At 73.4% G+C, this 20,328-nt stretch carries 20 protein-coding genes and 1 pseudogene; 9 read left to right on the forward strand and 12 right to left on the reverse strand.

Features of this window, described 5'->3' with window-relative positions:
• From ACWEN3_RS18935 to zapE, 12 genes and pseudogenes are all read right to left on the reverse strand, one after another.
• The coding region (locus ACWEN3_RS18935; protein WP_452972009.1) for a TIGR04222 domain-containing membrane protein at positions 1-665 on the reverse strand (665 nt) is incomplete at its 3' end.
• Between the two features lie 104 nt (positions 666-769).
• Complete coding sequence (locus tag ACWEN3_RS18940; RefSeq protein WP_452972011.1) at positions 770-1,537, reverse strand: DUF4142 domain-containing protein; 768 nt, start codon at positions 1,535-1,537, stop codon at positions 770-772.
• Between the two features lie 223 nt (positions 1,538-1,760).
• Entirely contained in the window at positions 1,761-3,098 is a 1,338-nt protein-coding gene (locus tag ACWEN3_RS18945) for a DUF692 domain-containing protein (protein ID WP_452972014.1), read from the reverse strand.
• 142 nt (positions 3,099-3,240) lie between these two features.
• Positions 3,241-3,954, reverse strand: a complete 714-nt coding sequence (locus ACWEN3_RS18950; RefSeq protein WP_452972017.1) for a peptidyl-tRNA hydrolase — start codon at positions 3,952-3,954, stop codon at positions 3,241-3,243.
• Between the two features lie 359 nt (positions 3,955-4,313).
• Positions 4,314-4,505: a hypothetical protein gene (locus ACWEN3_RS18955; protein ID WP_452972020.1), complete on the reverse strand. Its 192-nt coding sequence runs from the start codon at positions 4,503-4,505 to the stop codon at positions 4,314-4,316.
• Between the two features lie 18 nt (positions 4,506-4,523).
• Complete coding sequence (locus ACWEN3_RS18960; RefSeq protein WP_452972022.1) at positions 4,524-5,369, reverse strand: polysaccharide deacetylase family protein; 846 nt, start codon at positions 5,367-5,369, stop codon at positions 4,524-4,526.
• A 92-nt stretch (positions 5,370-5,461) separates the two neighbouring features.
• Positions 5,462-6,988 (reverse strand): FAD-dependent oxidoreductase, encoded by a 1,527-nt coding sequence (locus ACWEN3_RS18965; protein ID WP_452972025.1) that lies wholly within the window; start codon positions 6,986-6,988, stop codon positions 5,462-5,464.
• A 98-nt stretch (positions 6,989-7,086) separates the two neighbouring features.
• Entirely contained in the window at positions 7,087-7,962 is an 876-nt protein-coding gene (locus tag ACWEN3_RS18970; RefSeq protein WP_452972056.1) for a PPK2 family polyphosphate kinase, read from the reverse strand.
• A gap of 210 nt (positions 7,963-8,172) precedes the next feature.
• A pseudogene (locus tag ACWEN3_RS18975) lies at positions 8,173-8,697 on the reverse strand (YbhB/YbcL family Raf kinase inhibitor-like protein); the annotation flags it as partial.
• A gap of 132 nt (positions 8,698-8,829) precedes the next feature.
• The gene (locus ACWEN3_RS18980) at positions 8,830-9,807 is read right to left on the reverse strand and encodes a slipin family protein (protein ID WP_452972026.1); all 978 of its coding nucleotides are present in this window, start codon (positions 9,805-9,807) and stop codon (positions 8,830-8,832) included.
• A gap of 114 nt (positions 9,808-9,921) precedes the next feature.
• A complete protein-coding gene (locus tag ACWEN3_RS18985) occupies positions 9,922-10,500 on the reverse strand; it encodes a carbonic anhydrase (RefSeq protein ID WP_452972029.1) in 579 nt (192 codons plus the stop codon).
• A 137-nt stretch (positions 10,501-10,637) separates the two neighbouring features.
• Positions 10,638-11,744: a cell division protein ZapE gene (zapE, locus tag ACWEN3_RS18990; RefSeq protein ID WP_452972031.1), complete on the reverse strand. Its 1,107-nt coding sequence runs from the start codon at positions 11,742-11,744 to the stop codon at positions 10,638-10,640.
• Between the two features lie 37 nt (positions 11,745-11,781).
• Here zapE and ACWEN3_RS18995 point away from each other — a divergent pair, with 37 nt between their 5' ends.
• The 9 genes from ACWEN3_RS18995 to ACWEN3_RS19035 all read left to right on the forward strand — a co-directional run bounded on the left by ACWEN3_RS18995 (position 11,782) and on the right by ACWEN3_RS19035 (position 20,287).
• Complete coding sequence (locus ACWEN3_RS18995; protein WP_452972034.1) at positions 11,782-12,633, forward strand: pyrimidine reductase family protein; 852 nt, start codon at positions 11,782-11,784, stop codon at positions 12,631-12,633.
• Between the two features lie 130 nt (positions 12,634-12,763).
• Positions 12,764-13,237, forward strand: coding sequence for an indole-3-glycerol phosphate synthase (locus tag ACWEN3_RS19000; RefSeq protein WP_452972037.1), 474 nt, complete (start codon positions 12,764-12,766; stop codon positions 13,235-13,237).
• 187 nt (positions 13,238-13,424) lie between these two features.
• Positions 13,425-14,813, forward strand: coding sequence for a UDP-N-acetylmuramate--L-alanine ligase (gene murC / locus ACWEN3_RS19005; RefSeq protein ID WP_452972039.1), 1,389 nt, complete (start codon positions 13,425-13,427; stop codon positions 14,811-14,813).
• 14 nt (positions 14,814-14,827) lie between these two features.
• Positions 14,828-15,235, forward strand: coding sequence for a peptide-methionine (R)-S-oxide reductase MsrB (gene msrB, locus ACWEN3_RS19010; RefSeq protein ID WP_452972041.1), 408 nt, complete (start codon positions 14,828-14,830; stop codon positions 15,233-15,235).
• A 104-nt stretch (positions 15,236-15,339) separates the two neighbouring features.
• Entirely contained in the window at positions 15,340-16,608 is a 1,269-nt protein-coding gene (locus tag ACWEN3_RS19015) for a SpoIIE family protein phosphatase (RefSeq protein ID WP_452972043.1), read from the forward strand.
• Positions 16,609-16,754: 146 nt separating this feature from the next.
• Complete coding sequence (locus ACWEN3_RS19020; protein ID WP_452972046.1) at positions 16,755-17,885, forward strand: ABC transporter ATP-binding protein; 1,131 nt, start codon at positions 16,755-16,757, stop codon at positions 17,883-17,885.
• Positions 17,882-18,535 (forward strand): ABC transporter permease, encoded by a 654-nt coding sequence (locus ACWEN3_RS19025; RefSeq protein ID WP_452972049.1) that lies wholly within the window; start codon positions 17,882-17,884, stop codon positions 18,533-18,535. Before ACWEN3_RS19020 ends, ACWEN3_RS19025 begins: the two co-directional genes overlap by 4 nt.
• Positions 18,532-19,200, forward strand: coding sequence for an ABC transporter permease (locus tag ACWEN3_RS19030; RefSeq protein WP_452972052.1), 669 nt, complete (start codon positions 18,532-18,534; stop codon positions 19,198-19,200). The genes ACWEN3_RS19025 and ACWEN3_RS19030 overlap by 4 nt, the downstream gene beginning before the upstream one ends.
• Before the next feature lie 130 nt (positions 19,201-19,330).
• On the forward strand, positions 19,331-20,287 hold the full coding sequence (locus ACWEN3_RS19035; RefSeq protein ID WP_452972054.1) for an ABC transporter substrate-binding protein: 957 nt from the start codon (positions 19,331-19,333) through the stop codon (positions 20,285-20,287).
• The last annotated feature ends 41 nt before the right edge of the window (positions 20,288-20,328 follow it).

Below are 20,328 nucleotides of genomic sequence, written 5' to 3' on the forward strand. Positions count from 1 at the left end.
TGGGACAGCCGCTCGGAGTAGCCGGCGCTGCCGTTCTGGTACCAGAGCGGGATGGCGGCCATGTTGTCGCGGACCACCCCCTCGGCCCGCTGGAACAGCGACAGCGTGAGCGGGAGGGCGAACCACAGGCCGACCAGGAGGCGCGGCGTCCCCGTCTGGACGGGCAGCAGCAGCGCGGCCGTCCCGAGCGCCGCCACCACCAGCGCGGCGGCCCGCACCCGGCGGACGGCGGCCCCCACGGTGGACCCGGTGCCGTCGGGCACCGCGAGCCCCGACCGCACCAGCCCGTCGGCCAGCCGGCGCACGGCCTCGGCCCCGGCCGCCCGCGCCCGTACCGGCGCGATCCGCGACTGCCCCTCGGGCCCGATCGCCCCTATGACGGACCGCTCCATCTCGTCCCGCCCCCGCGGGTCCACGACCGTGGCCCAGCCGGTGTGCGCGAGCAGCAGCCGCCGCTGACGGGCCATCGAGACGAGCGTCACATCGGCGACCCGGGCGGGGCCGCCGGAGAGGAAGGCCGCCTCGTACAGCGTCAGATCGTGCTCCCCGGCCGGCGCGACGGCACGCGTGTCGGCGGCCGCCGCGCGGACCGCGGCCAGACACAGCCCGGTGCACGCCGTACCGGCGAAGACCCAGGCCAGGAGCAGGAGAAGGACCCAGAACATGACGTGTTTCTATGCCAGGGGCCTGGGCGAACGCCATGCCCTGTTCATCATCCGGACGGAGTGTTGCCGGTATGTGACGTTCCGTTCCCGCCCGGGCCGGGACCTCAGGGGCTGTTCGCCGGCGCCGGGCGGGAGGCCGCGGGCGGCAGGGAGTACGTCTCGTCCGGCGACGGCGTGACCGGCACGGCGGCGCTCGGATCGACCTCCGGCGGGGTCGGCACCGGCGACGCCGAGGCGGCGAGGTCCCGGGCCAGCGCGCCGAAGTCGACGTACCCGGTGGCCTCCAGGATCTTGATGTGGTCCAGCACGGTCGCGTTGGCGTCGTCGGCGAGATCACGGACCAGGGAGTTCTGGGTGCCGGCCCGGACCTGGCCGACCAGGGCGAACACCCGTCCGTGGGCGAGCCGCAGGATCTGCGCGAACTGCCGGTCGAAGTCCTGGCCCTGGGCCGCCGTCAGGGTGGCGAGCCACTGCCTCTGCTGCGCGTTCGGCTGGTCCGGCAGCGGGAGGCCGAGCTGGGTGGCGACGGTCCGCACATGCGCGTCGAGGGAGGCGTGCCCGTCGACGAGGTGCCGGCCCGCGGTGCGGACGGCGGGCGTGGTCCCCTCGCGCTCCGCCAGCTCTCCGGCGGGCACCTCCCACAGCCCCGCCAGCCGGACCTTGGTGACGAAGTCCCGGTCCTGCGCGGACAGCGGGCCGTACGGGGTGGTCACGGTCTGCGCGCTCAGCACGTCCACGCCGGCCGGCTGCTGCCGGTCGGCGTAGGACCAGAGCGGGTAGAGCAGCGCGGTGGCCGTCGCCGCGAGGGCCAGGACGATGAGTCCGGTGCCGCTGAATATGCCTCGGCCCTTGATCGGGGGTCGCGGTCGCATGGTGCCTCCTGATACGGCACCGCACGCCGGGGTGCGAGGGGGCGGGTGCCGGGCTTGGCATATTACTGCGCGCCCCCGCGGGGCTCTGGCGGGGTGTGGGGACTTGGCTGACGGTCGTGGTCGGGTGCGGGTTCGTCGTGGCTGGTCGCGCAGATCTCCGTGCCCCGTGGGAGTTGTGGTGCCGTTGCCCGTAGCGGCCCGCCCTTCGGGGGCGTTCGTACCCTCACCCCCTCCGGAGGAGGGCCCTTCGGGCCGCGCGGGCCACGCGTACCGTCGGGCGGTGGGAGCGCGGGGCGGGGCCCGAGCGGTCCAGCCACCACTCCCGTAGGGCTCGCCGGGTCTCCGCGTCGATCGCTCGGGCGCCCTCCAGGAGATACGCCGCGAAGTTCAGCGCGTCCCGCCGGTACCCCTCGCTCATCGGCCGCACCCGGGCGTACGCCAGGAACGCCTCCCGGTACCCCTCCCCGAGGATCAGCGGCAGCTCGGGCGCCACCTTCGCCACCACGTCCGCCCGCTTCGAGGCGAGCGCCCGCGCCTGCACCCCCATGCGCACCCGGTCGAACCCCTCGGGCACCGGTGTCCCCGCCACCAGGGAGGACAGGACAGCGGCCTGTGCGACCCCGAGCCGCTGCCGGGTTTCCTCCCGGGTCCGTACCCCGGCGACGGGCCGTGCCAGTACGGCGACACCCCCGCCGGCAGCGGTGCCCGCGCCGGCGACAGCACCCCTCGTGTCCCCGCCCGCGTCCCTCACCGCCTCCCGGATCGCGGCCAACTCCGCCTCCAGCTCGGCCGGTTCGGGGAAGTTCTCGTCCCGCTCCAGCAGCACCCCCGGCGGGTTCACCCGGGACGCGAGGTCGGTCAGGATGTCGAGCACCGGGCGCGGCACGGGGTGCGCGTGACTGTCGTGCCAGACGCCGTCGCGCTCGAAGCCGCCCGCCACATGGACGTACGCGATGGCCTCGAGGGGCAGCGCGGCCAGCGCCTCGGCCGGGTCCTCGCCGCGGTTGACGCGGTTGGTGTGCAGGTTGGCCACGTCGATGAGGAGCCGTACGCCGGTGCGTTCGACCAGTTCGGCGAGGAACTGCCCCTCGGTCAGTTCCTCGTCCGGCCAGGGGAACAGCGCGGCGATGTTCTCCAGGGCGAGCGGCACCGGCAGCGCGTCCTGGGCGATCCGCACGTTCTCGCAGAGCACGTCCAGCGCGTCCCGGGTGCGCGGCACGGGCAGCAGATGGCCCGCCTCCAGCCGCGGCGAGGCGGTGAGCGTGCCGCCCGCCCGGACGAACGCGATGTGCTCGGTGACCAGGGGCGCGTCCAGCGCCTCCGCGCGCTCGGCGAGGGCCGTCAGGCGTCCCTCGTCCGGGCGGTCCGCGCCGCCGAGGCCGAGGGAGACGCCGTGCGGGACCACGGTCACCCCTCGCTCGCGCAGCCGCAGCAGCGACTCGGGGAGGTGGCCGGGGCAGACGTTCTCCGCCACGACCTCCACCCAGTCGATGCCCGGCATGCGCTCCACGGCGTCCGCGATCTCCGGCCGCCAGCCGATCCCCGTGCCCAGTCGCCGCATGGCCCGTCCCCCTCCCCGCCGCTCCCGCGGCGAACTACGGGGGTATGGCCCCGGCCGCCCGCCCCGAACCCCCTCCGCGCCGCGTTCAGAGCAACATTTGAGGTTCTGGCCCAGGGGCGGCGGACACCCGCCGATCAGGCCGTCAGCGCAGCGCGGGGTGGTCGGCGACGACCGTGCAGGAGCCCGGGGCGATCTCCGTGAAGCCGGCGTCCCTGACGAACGGCATGCCGCTGCGGGTCAGTTCGGCCCACTCGGCGGGTTCGGCGGTGCGGACGGTGAGCGGGAAGCCCGCCTCGCGCCACGCGGTACGGGCCTCGCCGGACAGCGCCCACCAGGCCAGCTGCGCGCCGTGCCCGGCCTGGGCCATGGCCTTGCCGGCCGACATCTCCAGCTCCGGGTTCAGCCACAGCACGGGCTCGGCGCGGTCGGCGTCGACGGGCGGCTCCGGGTCGTCCAGCTCCGTGCCGGAGACCTGGAGCTTCGCCAGGTCCTTGGGCCAGCCGTCCAGCGGGACCGGCGGGAAGACCCGTACCTCCGCGGACTTGCCGGTCACCGTGATCCCGGGCAGCGCCTCGGCGCGCCGCCACTCGGCGCCCCGGGCCCGCCGGACGACCTTGCGGATCCGCGCGTCCTCCCAGTGCCGCACGGCCTCGGCCCACTCGCCGTCGCCGAGCGCCCGGTCGTCGCCGAGCAGCACGAGCACGGCCCGGGCGGCCGTCTCCAGCGCGTCGGTGCGGGCGGGCGGCGCGCTCCGCTCGATCCGCACGACGAGCGGCAGCACGTACTGGGGGGCCTCGTCGCGCAGGATGCGCTCGGCCTGGAAGGGACTCCCACCGGGGACTGGAACATGGCTCACGACAGCCCAGCCTACGAACCCGATGACGGGCCGATCAACGCGCGGGCACTCGGGAGGCAACCCAGGCGACCGGAGCCAACCGGCTGGCTACGCTGGGCCATGATCGGCTGAGGGGGCGGGATGGTGCTGGTCCTCGCCCAGCGTGCGGGGATCACGGTGGACTGGGCTCGGCTCGAACCGTTCTCGGAAGACCCGCTGTCGGACGTCCAGGTCTCGGTCGGCGGCGGGATGTCCACCCCGGCCGGCGCGGCGCCTGGGCGGCGGCCCTGCGGGCCGGGGCGGCCGGGCTGAGCCGGGGCATGGCCGTCTGAGGACGGCCCTGCGCGCGGACCGTGGCCCGCGCGCTCACCGGCCGCGGCTCACCCCGAGCAGGCGGTCCGCTGCGCCTCCTGCCATTCGCACCGGGGGCAGCGCGTGATGCCCTTGTACGACTCCGGGTACTCCGTCGGCTCCCGGCACAGCACGCACTCCGCGTACGGCGGCCCGTCGGCCTTCGGCGGGCGGGTGGCGTCGGCGATCGTGCAGTACGTCGTGTCCTCCTGGTCGCTCATGCTCCCAGCGTAGGACGCTCAGCGGTGTCCGCCGCTCTCGCCGATCAGCTGGGAGACCTTCACGAAGCTGTAGCCGCGCTTGCGCAGCTCCGGCACGACCGTGCGGACGACCTGCTCGGTGGTCGGGGCGGCGCTGCGGGTGCAGTGCATGATCACGACCGAGCCGGGCTTGACCCCGTCCAGCACCTGCCGGGCCACCGCGTCGGCGTCCGTGGCGAAGGCGTCACCGCTCACCACGTCCCACTGCACGGCGGTCATCCCTAGCCCGCCGAGCGTGCGCAGCGTCTGGCGGTCGTAGCAGCCGCCCGGGAAGCGGAAGTACGGCATCGTGTCGCGCAGGCCCGCGTTGTGGAAGGCGGTCTGCGCCCGCTCGACGTCCGAGCGCATCTTGTCGGGGGAGATCGTCGGCAGGCCGTAGCAGTCGGCGGTGAACGCGTAGTGGCTGTAGGAGTGGTTGGCGACCTCGAACTGCGGGTCGCCGCCGAGGCTGCGGGCCTCGGCCGGGTACTCGTCGGCCCACCGGCCGGTCATGAAGATGGTCGCGGGCACCTTCAGGCTGCGCAGGGTGCCGATGAGCTCGGGGTTGTCGAAGTGCTCCCCGGAGGCCGCGCGGGGCCCCTCGTCGGCGGTCATGTCGGCGTCGAAGGTGAACGCCACGGTCTTGCCCAGGTTGCGGGGACCGTGCTCGAAGACCGGGGTCACCCCGCCCGGTCCGGGGGCGAGCACGGGCGGACGCGAGGCGGAGGGAGAGGCGGAGACGGACGACTTGGCCGGGGCCGGGCGGGTGGTGCCCGCGGTCCCGCAGGCGGCGAGAGCCGCACCCAGGGCGCAGACGGCGGTGATACGGCGTGCTAGTGGGATCACCGTATGAACGTAGAACTTATTGCCCGGTTATATGCCGATATGGTCTGCGGCGTGGCGGTACGGTCACCCGCGCGGCGGGCGGCTCTCCCGGGTCACCCGATGTCCCGTGGCTCCAGCGGTCGCACGGCAGGACCCTGGAGCACCTTGCCGTCCACGTCGAACCGGGAGCCGTGGCAGGGGCACTCCCAGGCTCGTTCGGCCCGGTTGAAGGAGACCAGGCAGCCGAGATGGGTGCAGCGGGCCGAGACGGCGTGCAGGTCGCCCGCGTCGTCACGGTGCACGGCCACCCGCTCCAGGCCGCTCCGGACCAGCGCGCCGTCGCCGGGGGCCAGGTCCTCCACCGAGGCCGGTGGCCTCAGCCGGTCGCCGACGAGGTGCCGGGCCACCTTCGCCTGCGTCTTCAGCAGCGACGGCGCCTCGCGCACCACCGACTTCAGCCGGCGCGGGTCGTACAGCTCCCGCCACGCGCAGTCCCGGCCGGTGATCAGCGCGGTCAGCAGCAGCCCGGCCATGATGCCGCCGCTGAGGCCCCAGCCGCCGAAGCCCGTGGCCACGTAGGAGTGCCGGGCGCCCGGGTGCAGTGGGCCGACCATCGGCACGGTGTCGGTCGAATCGATGTCCTGCGTGGCCCAGGCGTAGTCCAGGGTCACCCCGGGGAAGTACTCCCGGGCCCAGGCGGCGAGCCCCTCGAAGCCGGCCTGCGGGTCGCCGGTGCCGGGCGTGAAGTGCTCCCCGGTGACGACGAGCAGCCGCTGCCCGTCCTCCCCGTACGGCGCGGTGCGCACCGAGCGGGTGTTCTCCTCGGGCGTGATGTACATGCCCCCCGGATCCGGGCCGTCGCCCAGCGGCCCCGCGACGACCAGCTCGCGCCGCGGGGAGAGCCGGGGGAACAGCAGGGCCCGGTCGAAGATCGGGTAGTGGGTGGCGACCACCACGTCCCGGGCGGTCACCGTGTGGCCCGCCTCGGTCGTCAGCCGGCACGGCTCGCCGCCCTCGTGCAGCCCGACGACCCGCGTCCCCTCGTACACCAGGCCGCCCCGCGCGAGGAGATCGCCGGTGATCGCCCGCAGGTACTTGACCGGGTGGAACTGCGCCTGCCCGGTCACCCGGACCGCGCCCGCCACGCCGAAGGGCAGCCCGGTCTCGGTGGTGAACGAGGCGTCCAGCCCCGCCTCCCGCGCCGCCCGGGCCTCCGCGCGCACCTCGTCGACCCGCTCCCGGTCCCGGACGAAGGTGTACGCGTCCCGCGTCTCCCACTCGCACTCGATGCCCAGCCCGGCCGCCAGCCCCGCCGCGTGCTCGATCGCCTCCGACTGCGAGCGGGCGTACAACCGCGCCCCCTCGGGCCCGCGGGTGCGCCGCAGCCCGTCGTAGACCAGGGTGTGCTGGGCGGTCAGCTTGGCGGTGGTGTAGCCGGTGACCCCGGCCGCCACCCCGTCGGCCTCCAGCACCGCCACCCGCAGCCCCGCCCGGGCCAGTTCATGGGCGGTGCTCAGCCCGGCCATGCCCGCGCCGACGACGGCCACGTCGACGTCGAGATCCCCGGTGAGCGCCGGGTGGTGCGGCCGGGGGGCGGTCCGCAGCCAGTACGAATCGGTGACCTTCCGCTGCTCGCGCATGCCCGCCGGGTACCCCGGGCGGCCCGGCTCACGTCCGCGTCGGCCGTCACCGGCGGGCTCGGCTCACGTCCGCGTCGGTATCCGCTCGCGGGCTCGGCTCACGTCTGCTTCAGCAGCTCCTTCCGGGCCTCCGCGACGTCGAAGTCGCCCTTCGGGTAGTGCGGGTCGAGCGCCTGCAGATGCTCCAGCAGCAGGCGGCTGACCGCCCAGTTCCGGTACCACCTGTGGTCGGCCGGGACCAGGTACCAGGGCGCGTGCGGGGCGGTGCAGTGCTCCAGGGCCAGCTCGTACGCCTCCTGGTAGTCGGGCCACAGGGTGCGCTCGTCGATGTCGCCGAGGCTGAACTTCCAGTGCTTGTCCGGGCGGTCCAGCCGGCGCAGCAGACGGCGCTTCTGCTCCTCGTAGGAGATGTGCAGGAAGCACTTGACCACGGTCACGCCGTCCTCGGCGAGGACGCGCTCGAAGTCGTTGATCAGGCCGTAGCGGCTGCCGACGGTGGCGGGCGGCACCAGGTGCCGGACGCGGGCGATCAGGACGTCCTCGTAGTGCGAGCGGTCGAAGATGCCGATCTCCCCGGGCTCTGGCAGCGCCCGCCGCACGCGCCACAGGAAGTCGTGCCGCAGCTCCTCCTCGGTGGGCGCCTTGAACGCGTGGAAACGGCAGCCGGACGGGTTGAGGTGGCCGATCACGTGCTTGACCGTGCCGCCCTTGCCGCTGGTGTCCATGCCCTGGAGCACCAGCAGCAGCCGCCGCCGGTCGCCCGCGGTGCCCGCCGCCCACAGCCGTTCCTGGAGCCGGGCCAGCCGCTTGCCCGTCCTGGCGGTGTCGGCGAGACCGGCGCTCTTGCCGCCCGGGGCTCCGGAGGTCGCCCCCGGGTCGTGCGCGGTCAGCTCGACGGCCTCGCCCGGCGGGAGGCGCAGCAGCTCCCGCAGATCCCCGGCACTCTTCTTTCCCACGGGCGCCCCTCCGTTCACGGATCCTTCGATGGTGCGTCCACCGCCCCGCAACCCGCCAGCCGACGGGCGCCATGGGCGGCGCCCCGCACAGGCGCGGCCCGGCCTCGCTGTGCGGCTCCGCCCCGCGGACGCGATCAGCGAGGACCGGGCGCGGCGGCTCGACGGCTGCGCCCGGTCGGCGATGACGGGCCACGGCGCGACCGACCGGACCCGCGGAGCGGTCATTGTGCCGGTGGCGAGGGTGTGGCCGGACAGGGCGCGCAGGAGGTCGTCCGGGGTGGCGTCGGGGGTGAGGCCGGGACGGCGGTCGGTGGCGTAGAGCGTGAGGACGTAGCGGTGGGGCCGGTTGCCGCGCGGCGGGCAGGGGCCGCCGTAGCCGGTCCCGCCGAAGCCGTTGCGGCCCTCGGTCGCACCGGGCGGCCGCTCTCCGGCGGACAGGTGGCCGGTGCGGGGGTCGAGGTCCCACGCCAGCCAGTGCGTGAAGGTGCCGTGCGGGGCGTCGGGGTCCCGCAGGAGCAGGGCCAGGGACACCGTCCGCGCGGGCACGCCGGAGAAGGCGAGCGGCGGCGAGATGTTCTCGCCGTCGCACGTGTAGCGGCGCGGGACGGTGCCGCCGTCGGAGTAGGCCGTACTCGTCACCGCGATCCGGCGGGCGGCCGTGGGGGAGGGGGCGCTGTCGCCGTGGCCCGGCGCGCCCCCGCACCCCGCGACGGCGGCGAGCGCGGCCACCAGGACCGCCGAGGTCTTGCGCATGCCCGCACGCTAGTCCGGACACGGCCCTCCGTCACCGTTCGGCACGCCGGACCGGGCGTGGCCTCCCGCCGTCGTCGGGGGCCGGGGCGGCCTCCCGTCGCGGTTCGGCGCCCGTTCCGACGCGGCTCGGACTCACTGTTCGGCGTGCTGGTCCGGGCGTGGCCCTGGCTCGCCGTTCGGGGTGTGCTGCCGGCCCACTCCGGGGAGCGCGGCGGTACCCGACTCGCCGTTCGGCGGGCCTTGCTGCCCGGCCGCTCCGGGGAGCGCGGCGGCGCCCGCGTCACCGTTCGGCGCACCCGGCTGCCGGCCCGGTTCGGGAAGCTCGGCGGCGGCCGCGTCCGGCGCACCTTGCTGCTGGCCCCTTTCGAGGAAGTGCAGCAGCTCCACCGGGATCGGCAGGACCAGCGTGGAGTTCTTCTCGGCCGCCACCGCCATCACCGTCTGGAGCAGGCGCAGCTGGAGCGCGGCCGGGGTGCCGGACATCTGCTGTGCGGCCTCGGCGAGCTTCTTGGACGCCTGCAGCTCGGCGTCGGCGTTGATGATCCGGGCCCGGCGCTCCCGGTCCGCCTCGGCCTGGCGGGCCATGGACCGCTTCATGGTGTCGGGCAGCGAGACGTCCTTGATCTCGACCCGGTCGACCTGGATGCCCCAGCCCACGGCGGGGCTGTCGATCATCAGCTCCAGGCCCTGGTTGAGCTTCTCGCGGTTGGAGAGCAGGTCGTCCAGGTCGCTCTTGCCGATGATCGACCGCAGGGACGTCTGCGCCATCTGCGAGACGGCGAACTTGTAGTCCTCGACCTTCACCAGCGCGCTCGCCGCGTCGATCACCCGGAAGTAGACGACCGCGTCCACGCGGACGGTGACGTTGTCGCGGGTGATGCCCTCCTGGGCGGGGATCGGCAGCGTGACGATCTGCATGTTGACCTTCTGCAGCCGGTCCACGAAGGGGATGATCAGCGTGAAGCCCGGCGCCCGTACGTCACCGGCGAGCCGTCCGAGCCGGAACAGCACACCCCGTTCGTACTGCTTGACCACCCGGGCCGCCATCGCCAGGTACACGATTCCGGCGCAGCCCGCCGCGGCGATGGCCCCAGCCAGTTCCTGGACCATGATGACCTCCTCGCACAGAGGTCTGTTTTGTCTGTCGATGCAACGATATGCCACTTCCCGGCCGATGGAGCCGGGCGGGGGGCCGCTACCGCTACCCGGCCGCCGTCGGCGCGCTCACAGGGACTCGAAGGTGTCGGTGTCCGGCCGGTGCGCCCGTACGGCGCCGGTGTGCACCTCGTAGTACCAGGCGTGCAGGCCGAGCCGGCCCTGCGCCAGCCGCCGTTCGACGCACGGGTACGAGCGCAGCCGCAGCAGCTGGGTCAGCGCGTGGGACTGCACGCCCTCGGCGACCTCCGGGTCCTCGGCCGCGCCGGCGGGGCGCGGGGTGGCGTGCGCCAGCCAGTCGCGCACGGCGGGTACGGCGGTCAGGTCGTCGCCGCGGACCAGCGCGCCGACGGCGCCGCAGTGCGAGTGGCCGCAGACGACGATGTCGCGGACGCCGAGCACCTCCACGGCGTACTCGATGGTGGCCGCCTCGCCGGTGGGGTGCCGGGAGGCGTACGGCGGGACGATGTTGCCCGCGGTGCGCAGCTCGAACAGCTCGCCGGGGCGGGCGCCCGTGATCAGGGCCGGGACGACCCGGGAATCGGAGCAGGTGATGAACAGGACCTGCGGGGACTGGCCTGCGGCGAGCCCGGCGAACTCCTCAGGGCGCTGTCCGAAGCTACGGGCGTTGTCGATGAGGGGCTGCATGCGTGTGGTTCCTCTCCCGGACCAAGCGATGGTCAATGGCTGGTCAAGGGAGAGGTTAGCCCGGCGCGGCCCTCCGCAGGGCGAACGCCGCGAGAATGCACGAGAGAGGGTGACAGGTGCGGACCGCAGGGCCCCGGCTAGCCGCCCTGGACGAGTCCCTTGGCGTCCCTGGCCAGTGCGGTGAGCCGGGATATCGCCCGGAAGTACTTCTTGCGGTAGCCGCCGTTCAGCATCTCCTCGCTGAACAGCCTGTCGAAGGGCAGGCCCGCGGCCAGCACCGGGACCTCGCGGTCGTAGAGCCGGTCCGCGAGCACCACCAGGCGCAGCGCCGTCGACTGGTCCGGCACCGGCCGCACGTCGGTGAGGCACACCGCCCGCAGCCCGTCGGTCAGCGCGCCGTACCGGCTCGGGTGCACCTTGGCCAGGTGGTCCAGCAGATGCGGGAAGTCGTCCAGCGAGGCGCCCTCGGTGGCGTACGCCGCCTTCGTCACCTCTTCGTCGGTGAACGGCGCCGGCGCCTCGGGCAGGCCGCGGTGGCGGTAGTCCTCGCCGTCGATGCGCAGGGCGCGGAAATGGGCGGACAGGCCCTGGATCTCGCGCAGGAAGTCGGCGGCGGCGAACCGGCCCTCGCCGAGCTTGCCGGGCAGCGTGTTGGAGGTGGCGGCGAGCGCCACGCCCGCGTCGACCAGTTTGCCGAGCAGCGTCGAGACGAGCACCGTGTCGCCCGGGTCGTCCAGCTCGAACTCGTCGATGCACAGCAGGCTGTGCCCGGACAGGGTCTGCACGGTCTGCTGGAAGCCCAGGGCGCCGACCAGGTTGGTCAGCTCCACGAAGGTGCCGAACGCCTTGCGGGACGGCTCGGCGGGGGTGGCGTGCCACAGGGAGGCGAGCAGATGGGTCTTGCCGACGCCGTAGCCGCCGTCCAGGTAGACCCCGCGGGGGCCCGCCGGGGCCTTGGGCGCCCGGGCCTTCCCGAACCCGAAGAAGCCGCGCCGGCCGGCGCCGGAGGCGTGCGCCCCGCCGAGCCCGGCCGCGAAGCCCTCCAGGACCCGCACGGCCTCGGTCTGGCTGGGCTGGTTCGGGTCCGGGATGTACGTGGCGAAGCGGACCGAGTCGAAGCGCGGCGGCGGCACCATCTCGGCGACCAGCCGGTCCGCGGGGACGCGCGGCTCGCGTGCGCACAGGGAGAGGGGGCCCGCCTCGGTCAGGGGGCCGGATCCGGGAGCGGTGGTGGAGGACGACACGGTTACCCATGCTAAGCGCCGTGTCACACTGCACGACATGCGACGCCTGTTCCCTGTGACCGACGAAACAGCAGCCCAGCCCTCGGGCGGGACCGGTGGTGCCGGAGGGGCCCGGGGGGCCGACCGGGCGGCTGGCGCGCAGGGCGCCGCGCCGGCCGACCGCGAGTGGACCCTCGCCGAGCTGGCCGCCGCCTACGCCTACCCGGAGCCCGCCCCGGGCGCCCCGCGGACCTGGCTGCGGGCCAACATGGTCTCCTCCCTCGACGGGGCCGCCCAGCACGAGGGGCACTCCCAGCCCATCTCCAGCGCCGCCGACATGCGGATCTTCGGCACGCTGCGGGCGCTCGCGGACGTCGTCGTCGTAGGCGCCGAAACGGTACGGCAGGAGGGGTACCGGCCCGCACGCGCGCGTGCCGAGTTCGCGGAGGCCCGGGCGGCCGCCGGACAGGGGCCCGCACCGGCGATCGCGGTCGTCACCGCGAGCCTGGAGCTGGACTTCTCGCTCCCGCTGTTCACCTCGCCCCTGGTGCCCACCCTGATTCTGACCGGAGCCGCGGCCGCGCCCGACCGCGTCGCCGCCGCCGAGAAGGCCGGCGCCCGGGTGGTCGTCGCGGGCGAGGGCATGGGCGTCGACCCGGACCGCGCGGTGCGCGCCCTCGCCGGCCTCGGCCACACCCGGCTGCTCACCGAGGGCGGACCCCGGCTGCTGGGCCAGCTGATCGCCGCGGAGGTGCTGGACGAGCTGTGCCTGACCGTCTCGCCGACGCTCACCGCGGGGGACGCGCAGCGCATCGCCGGGGGCCCGTCGGTCGCCGTTCCGCGCCGGTACGCGCTCGTGTCCCTGCTGGAAGAGGACGGATTTCTGTTCGGTCGTTACCGTCGCTCCTGAAATCGGCGGAATATACCGTTCCGGTTTGCTTCGGCCGGGCAGAATTGGTCCGGCAGTACCCGTGCGATCACGGGGAAGGATGGTTTCGGCAGGGGCCTAGCCAGGGCCCACGGAGGAGAAGAGGCGTTTGGTGTTCACGAGCGTTCTGATGATCGAGAAGGCCCTGACGTCCGCCGACGTGGAGTTCGTCACCACCTTGCACGGGGACGAGCCGGTCGCCTTCCACGTCCTGCTCCAGCCGCGCGGCGACCAGGCGGACCGCCTGCTGCGGGCCATCGACGACATCGCGCTCGGCGAACTCGACGAGGCGGTGCGCGAGAACGAGACCCCCGAGGGGGACGACGCCAGGAGCGTCGGGCAGCGGGCACTGGACGTGTCCGTGCAGGCGTTGCACGCCGCGGGGAGCCGGGCCGAGGGGCGGCTGGTCGAGGACCATCCGCTGGACGCGCTCAAGGGGCTCGTCGCCGAGGTGTCCGCCGACGAGGTGATCGTGCTGACCGACCCGCACTACGTGGAGGAGTTCTTCCACCGCGACTGGGCGTCCCGGGCCCGGCACAAGGTGGGCGTGCCGGTGCTGAAGCTGTTCTCGCACAGCAAGGCGTAGACGCACCGCTGGGGGGCCGTGGCGCCGTGCGGGGTGCGGCGCACGGCCGGGTTCGGGTGCGCTGTGGTTTCTCGCGCGGTTCCCCGCGCCCCTGAGGAGGGCCGGTGCCCCTCGCTGCGAGGCGCCCGGTGGCTCAGCGCATAGGCTAGGCCTGCTTCAGCCCGCACCGTGACTCTGGGAGAACCACATGGCACCCGGCCTTCCTGCCGCCATGGACCGACCGCACTTCATCGGCATCGGCGGCGCCGGGATGTCGGGCATCGCCAAGATCCTCGCGCAGCGCGGGGCGAAGGTCGCCGGAAGCGACGCCAAGGACTCGGCGACGGCCGAGGCGCTGCGGGCGCTCGGGGCCACCGTGCACATCGGGCACGCGGCGGAGCACCTCGCCGACGACGCGAGCTGTGTCGTCGTGTCCTCCGCGATCCGCCAGGACAACCCCGAGCTGGCCCGCGCCGCCGAGCTGGGGATCCCGGTCGTGCACCGGTCGGACGCGCTGGCCGCGCTGATGACGGGCCTGCGCCCGATCGCCGTCGCCGGCACCCACGGCAAGACCACCACCACCTCCATGCTGGCGGTCTCCCTCACCGAGCTGGGCCTCGGGCCCTCGTACGCCATCGGCGGCGACCTGGACGCGCCCGGCTCCAACGCGCTGCACGGCGACGGCGACATCTTCGTCGCCGAGGCCGACGAGTCGGACCGCAGCTTCCACAAGTACGCGCCCGAGGTCGCGATCGTCCTCAACGTCGAGCTGGACCACCACGCCAACTACGCCTCGATGGACGAGATCTACGAGTCCTTCGAGACCTTCGCCGGGAAGATCGTGCCCGGCGGCACGCTCGTCGTCTCCGCCGACCACGAGGGGGCGCGGGAGCTGACCCGGCGGCTCGCGGGCTCGGTGCGCACCGTGACGTACGGCGAGGCCGAGGACGCCGACGTGCGGGTGCTCGCCGTCGTACCGCAGGGGCTGAAGAGCCGGGTCACGGCGGTGCTGGACGGGGAGGAGCTGACCTTCACGGTCTCCGTGCCCGGCCGGCACTACGCCCTCAACGCCGTCGCCGCCCTCACCGCCGGGGCCGCCCTCGGCATCCCGGCCGCCGAGCTGGCGCCCGCGATCGCCGCGTACACCGGGGTCAAGCGGCGCCTGCAGCTCAAGGGCGAGGCCGCCGGGGTGCAGGTGATCGACTCCTACGCCCACCACCCCACCGAGATGACCGCCGACCTGGAGGCCATGCGGGCCGCCGCCGGCGACTCCCGCATCCTCGTCGTCTTCCAGCCGCACCTGTTCTCCCGCACCCAGGAACTGGGCAAGGAGATGGGCCGGGCGCTGGCCCTCGCCGACGCCTCCGTGGTCCTGGACATCTACCCGGCCCGCGAGGACCCGATCCCGGGCGTGACCAGCGAACTGATCGTCGAGGCCGCGCGGGCCGCCGGGGCGGAGGTCACCGCCGTGCGCGACAAGGCGGAGATCCCGGCCGTGATCGCGGGAATGGCGAAGCCGGGTGATCTCGTTCTCACCATGGGCGCGGGTGACGTGACGGACCTGGGCCCGCTGATCCTGGACCGTCTGTCGCAGTAAGGGGCTGAGGACTCATGTCGTACGACGTCGAGAAGCCGGACGAGCAGTGGCGGGCGGAGCTGACCCCGGCCGAGTACGCCGTGCTGCGCCAGGCGGCCACCGAGCCGGCCTTCACCGGTGAGTACACGGACGCCAAGACCGTGGGTGTCTACTCGTGCCGCGCCTGCGGCGCCGAACTGTTCACCTCCGGCACCAAGTTCGCCTCGCACTGCGGCTGGCCGTCCTTCTACGACCCGAAGGAGACCGACGCCGTCGAACTGGTGGATGACCGCTCCCACGGTATGGTGCGGACCGAGGTCCGGTGTGCCCGCTGCGGCTCCCACCTTGGGCACGTGTTCGAGGGTGAGGGGTATCCGACCCCCACCGACCAGAGGTACTGCATCAACTCCATCTCCCTGCGGCTGACGCCCGCCGAGGACTGAGGGCGCGGCCTTTCCGGCCCCCCGCGGCCCCTCGTGGGGCTGCCGGGGCCGGTGGGACTGGTGCCCGGCTCGCTCCGGTTTGAGATTCTGTGAGGGTGTTGGGTGTGGCGCGCTGGATCCAGTCCCGTCGCAGACCCGTCCCCGTCGTCGGTGGCCACCGTGCGAACGGCGGCTCCGGTGAGGCCGAGGAGGCGGAGCGGCTCACCGTGCTGCGCGACGCCCTGGCGGGGATAGGCACGACGCTGGAGGAGGCCACGACCTGCGCCGAGCTGACCCGGGCCGCCGTGGCGCTGGCCGGGGGAGCGGCCGCCGTGCTGCGCCGCACCGAGGAGGCCCTCTCCGGGTACGAGGCGGTCACCGGCGACGCCGGTGTGCTGCCCGACGCCCGCTGGGCCAGCGCCGTCGCCCGGGACGTCGGCATGCCGGCGGTCGGCACGCGCACGGAGCCCTGGCTGGAGTACCTGGGCGGTTCCCGGGTCGCCCTCTGCGCGCCGCTGACCAGCGGGGAGGACGTGTACGGCGTCCTCGTGTGGGCACGGGCGACGGACCCGTTCACCCGTCCGGAGGCCGAGCTGCTCGCCGTGCTCGCCGAGCGCGCCGCCTCCCACATCCGGCACGCCCGCTCCTACGAGGTCGTCAGCCGCACCGCCGGCGACCTGCAGCGCGCGCTGCTGTCCGAGCCCGGCCGCCCGCACCCCAACCTGGACGTCGCCATCCGCTACCTGCCGGTCGGCGGTGGCGTCCTGGTCGGCGGTGACTGGTGCGAGACCGTCCGGCTGCACTTCGGGCGGACGCTGCTGGTCGTCGGCGACGTCATGGGACACGGCCTGGAGGCCGCCGTGGACATGAGCGCCTACCGGTCCTCCCTGCGCTACATAGCCTCCGCCGACCTTCCCCCGCACCGCGTGCTGCGGCAGATGGACGAGATCGCCTCCGGGGAGGCGGAGCGCCGGCCCGCCACCTGTCTGCTGGCCCGCGTCGACCCCGGCCGCGGACAGGTCACGCTGGCCAGCGCCGGTCATCTGCCGCCCGCGCTCATCACCGGGGACGGCACGACCTCGGTGCTCCCCGTCCCCGTCGGCCCGCCGCTGGGCACCGGCTTCGGCGGGTACGAGTCGGCCACCCACACGCTGGAACAGGGCCAGACCCTGGTGCTGTTCACCGACGGACTCGTGGAGCACCGCGGCGAGGACATCGACCGTTCCCTCGCCCGGCTCTCCGCGCTGGACTTCACCGCCGGTGCCGGGCTCGACGACGTGGTGGAGACCATCCTCGGCCGGCTGGACGCCCACCACGCGGAGGACGACGTCGCCGTCCTCGCGGCCCGCCCGCACGTCCGCCAGGGAGCCTTCCAGGACCCGGCGACCGGCTGACCCGCCCGCGGCCGGCGCGAACCGGCGTGTCTCCCACCGGGGCGCCGCGACACTCGCGGTCTAGACTCTCCCCGCAATGGCCCGGGCGAAGAGGCCCTAGGCCAGGAGCGGGCGAAATCTGGCAAACCCGAAGGGTATTCGGCGTTTTGATACGGATAGACTCAGTCACGAAGCGGTACCCGGACGGCACGGTCGCGGTCGACCGGCTGTCGCTGGACATACCGGACCGCGCGATCACCGTCCTCGTCGGGCCCTCCGGCTGCGGCAAGACGACGACCCTGCGGATGATCAACCGGATGGTGGAGCCCAGCGAGGGCAGCATCCTCCTGGACGGCACGGACATCCGGCAGCAGCCCGTCAACACCCTGCGCCGCTCGATGGGTTACGTCATCCAGAACGCCGGGCTCTTCCAGCACCGCACCATCCTCGACAACATCGCCACCGTGCCCCGCCTGCTCGGCTGGAGCAAGCAGAAGGCGCGCGAGCGGGCCGCGGAACTGATGGAGCGGGTCGGGCTGGACACCGCACTGGCCAAGCGCTACCCGTACCAGCTCTCCGGCGGCCAGCAGCAGCGCGTCGGTGTGGCCCGCGCGCTCGCCGCCGACCCGCCGGTGCTGCTGATGGACGAGCCCTTCTCCGCCGTCGACCCCGTGGTGCGCAAGGGACTCCAGGACGAACTGCTCAGGATCCAGGACGAGTTGGGCAAGACCATCGTCTTCGTCACGCACGACATCGACGAGGCGATCAAGCTGGGCACGATGGTGGCCGTACTGCGCACCGGCGGCCGGCTCGCCCAGTTCGCGCCGCCCGCCGAGCTGCTCAGCGCGCCCGCCGACGCCTTCGTGGAGGACTTCCTCGGCGCCGACCGGGGCATCCGCAGGCTGTCCTTCTTCCCGTCCGAGGGGCTCCGGTTGGAGACCGCGCCGGTCGTCGCGATGGACGCGGACGCCGAGCGGCTCGCCTCCCCGGCCGACGCCCCCTACCTCCTCGTCACCGGCGCCGACGGCCGACCGCTCGGCTGGGCGGAGCCGGACCGCCTCACCGCCGGGGCGATCGACGCGGACCGACTCCTGCCGTACGGACGGCCGTTCGTGCCCGGCACCGACTCGCTGCGCACCGCGCTCGACGGTGCCGTGCTCTCGCCCACCGGCTGGGCCGTCGCGGTCGACGGCGAGGGCCGCGCCGTCGGGGTCGTCTCCCAGCAGGTCATCGGCGAGGCCATCCGCGCCGCCCACAGCCGGGTGGCGGAGGACGCCGAGGTGAAGGCCGCACGATGAACGGCTTCTTCGACCTCCCGAGCGACCTGCAGCACAGCTACCTCGGCCTCGTCGGCCTGCACCTGCGCGAGGCCCTGGTGCCGGTGCTCGCGGGACTGGTCGTGTCGCTGCCCGTCGCCCAGCTGTGCGTGCGGTTCCGCTGGATCTACCCGCCCGTCCTCGGCCTCACCACCGTGCTCTACGCCGTCCCGTCGCTCGCCTTCTTCGTGGTGCTCATCGACTACACCGGCCAGAGCGAGACCACCGTGATGATCCCCCTCGCCGTGTACAGCCTGGTGGTGCTGGTCCCGGCGATCGTGGACGGAGTCCGCTCGGTCCCGCAGGAGACCCTGGCCGCCGCCCAGGCCATGGGCTTCGGGCCGGTACGCCGCTACCTCCAGGTCCAACTCCCCATCGCCGTACCCGCGATCATCGCGGGCCTGAGGGTGGCCACCGTGTCCAGCATCTCCCTGGTCAGCGTCGGCATGCTCATCGGCAACCAGGGCGCCCTCGGCAACATGCTCTACGACGCGAACACCTACCACCGGCCCGCCCTCGCCGTGAACTCGGTCCTGACCACCGCGGTGCTCGGCATCCTCGCCGACGCCCTCCTGGTCCTCGTCCGCCTCCTCCTCACCCCCTGGATGCCGAGGAAGGGCGCCACCCGGTGAACGTACTGAACTTCGTGCACGCCTTCTTCAGCGACAGTGCCCACTGGCACGGCTACGACGGCATCCCCACCCGGCTGTCCGAGCACATCGGGTACTCGCTGGAGGCCCTCGCGTACGCCACCCTGATCGGACTGCCCGTCGGCCTGGTCACCGGGCACTTCGGCCGCGGCGGTAACGCGCTGGCGCTGCTCGCCACCGCCGGCCGGGCCCTGCCCAGCTTCGGCCTGCTGGTGCTGATGTTCATCTGGATCGGGTTCGGCCTGCTGCCGGTGATGATCCCGCTGGTGGTGCTCGCCGTACCGCCGATCCTGGTCACCACCTACGAGGCGGTCCGCTCCGTCGACCCGTCCCCGGTGGACGCCGCGAGGGGCATGGGGATGTCCGAGGCACGCGTCCTGCTCCAGGTGGAGGTACCGGTCGCCCTCCCGCTGATCCTGAGCGGCCTGCGCACGGCCGCCATCCAGATCGTCTCCACGGCCACCATCGCCGCGTACGTCAGCCTCGGCGGCCTCGGCCGCTACATCATCGACGGCCTCTACCAGCGCAACTACGAGAAGGTGGTGGGCGGCGCCACCCTGGTCGCGGGCCTCGCCCTGGCGACCCTCGCGGTGTTCTGGGCCGTCCACCGGGTCGCGGTCTCGCCCGGGGTGCGCAGGAGCGGCTGAGGACGACGAGACGCCCGGCGGGATCTCGACGCCAACTTCCTTGGCTGCGACGCTTTGTTGAAGTGTCGATCGGGCATCCGTTGTGAGTGCGCCCTTGACTGGACGAGAAGTGGCTGGATTGGATCAGCGGGTGACTTCCACAACCCACATCAGCAGGTCCATCCGGAGGAACCGAGGCGCGGCGGCGGTCGCCCTCGCGGCGGCAACGGCCCTGCTGGCGGGCTGTTCCTCCGCCAACGACAAGTCCGACCCCCTGTCGGGCGGCAAGGCGAGCGGCGACAGCGTCGTCGTCGGCTCCAACAACTTCCCCGAGAGCATCCTGCTCGCCGACATCTACGGGGAGGCCCTCAAGGCCAAGGGAATCAAGGTCAGTTACAAGCCGAACATCGGCAGCCGCGAGACCACCTACGGCCTGCTCAAGAACGGTTCCATATCCGTTCTGCCCGAGTACAACGGCGCGCTGCTGGCCTACCTCGACCCGAAGGCGACGCCGAAGACCGCCGAGGCGACCACGTCGGCCATCGAGGCCAAGCTGGACTCCAAGCTGACCCTGCTCGCCCCCTCGGCGGCGCAGGACAAGGACTCGGTGACGGTCAACGCGGCCACCGCGCAGAAGTACCACCTCACCGGGCAGTCCTCGGTGGCCGACCTGAAGGACGTCGCGAAGGACCTGGTCATGGGGGCCTCGCCGGAGTTCCAGACTCGGCAGCAGGGCCTGGTGGGCCTGAAGTCCGTCTACGGCCTGCAGTTCAAGTCCTTCAGGGCGCTGGACGCGGGCGGCCCGCTCACCCAGGCGGCGCTGAAGAAGGACGCCGTGCAGGTCGCGGACCTCTTCACCACGGACCCGACCATCTCCAAGGAGAAGTTCGTCGTCCTCCAGGACCCGAAGAACCTCTTCGGATTCGAGAACGTCCAGCCGCTCGTCTACAAGAGCGCGGTGTCCAAGAAGGGCGTGGACGCGCTCAACGCGGTCTCGGCCAAGCTCGACACCGCGACCCTGCTGGACCTGGACACGCAGGTGCAGACGCAGAGCAAGGACCCGCTGGACGTCGCCAAGGCCTGGCTGACCTCCGCCGGTCTCGGCTGACGGTCCTGGGGGGTGTCGTTTGGATCATCCCGGCGTCGGCC

The organism is Streptomyces sp. NPDC004561 (genome assembly GCF_053602155.1).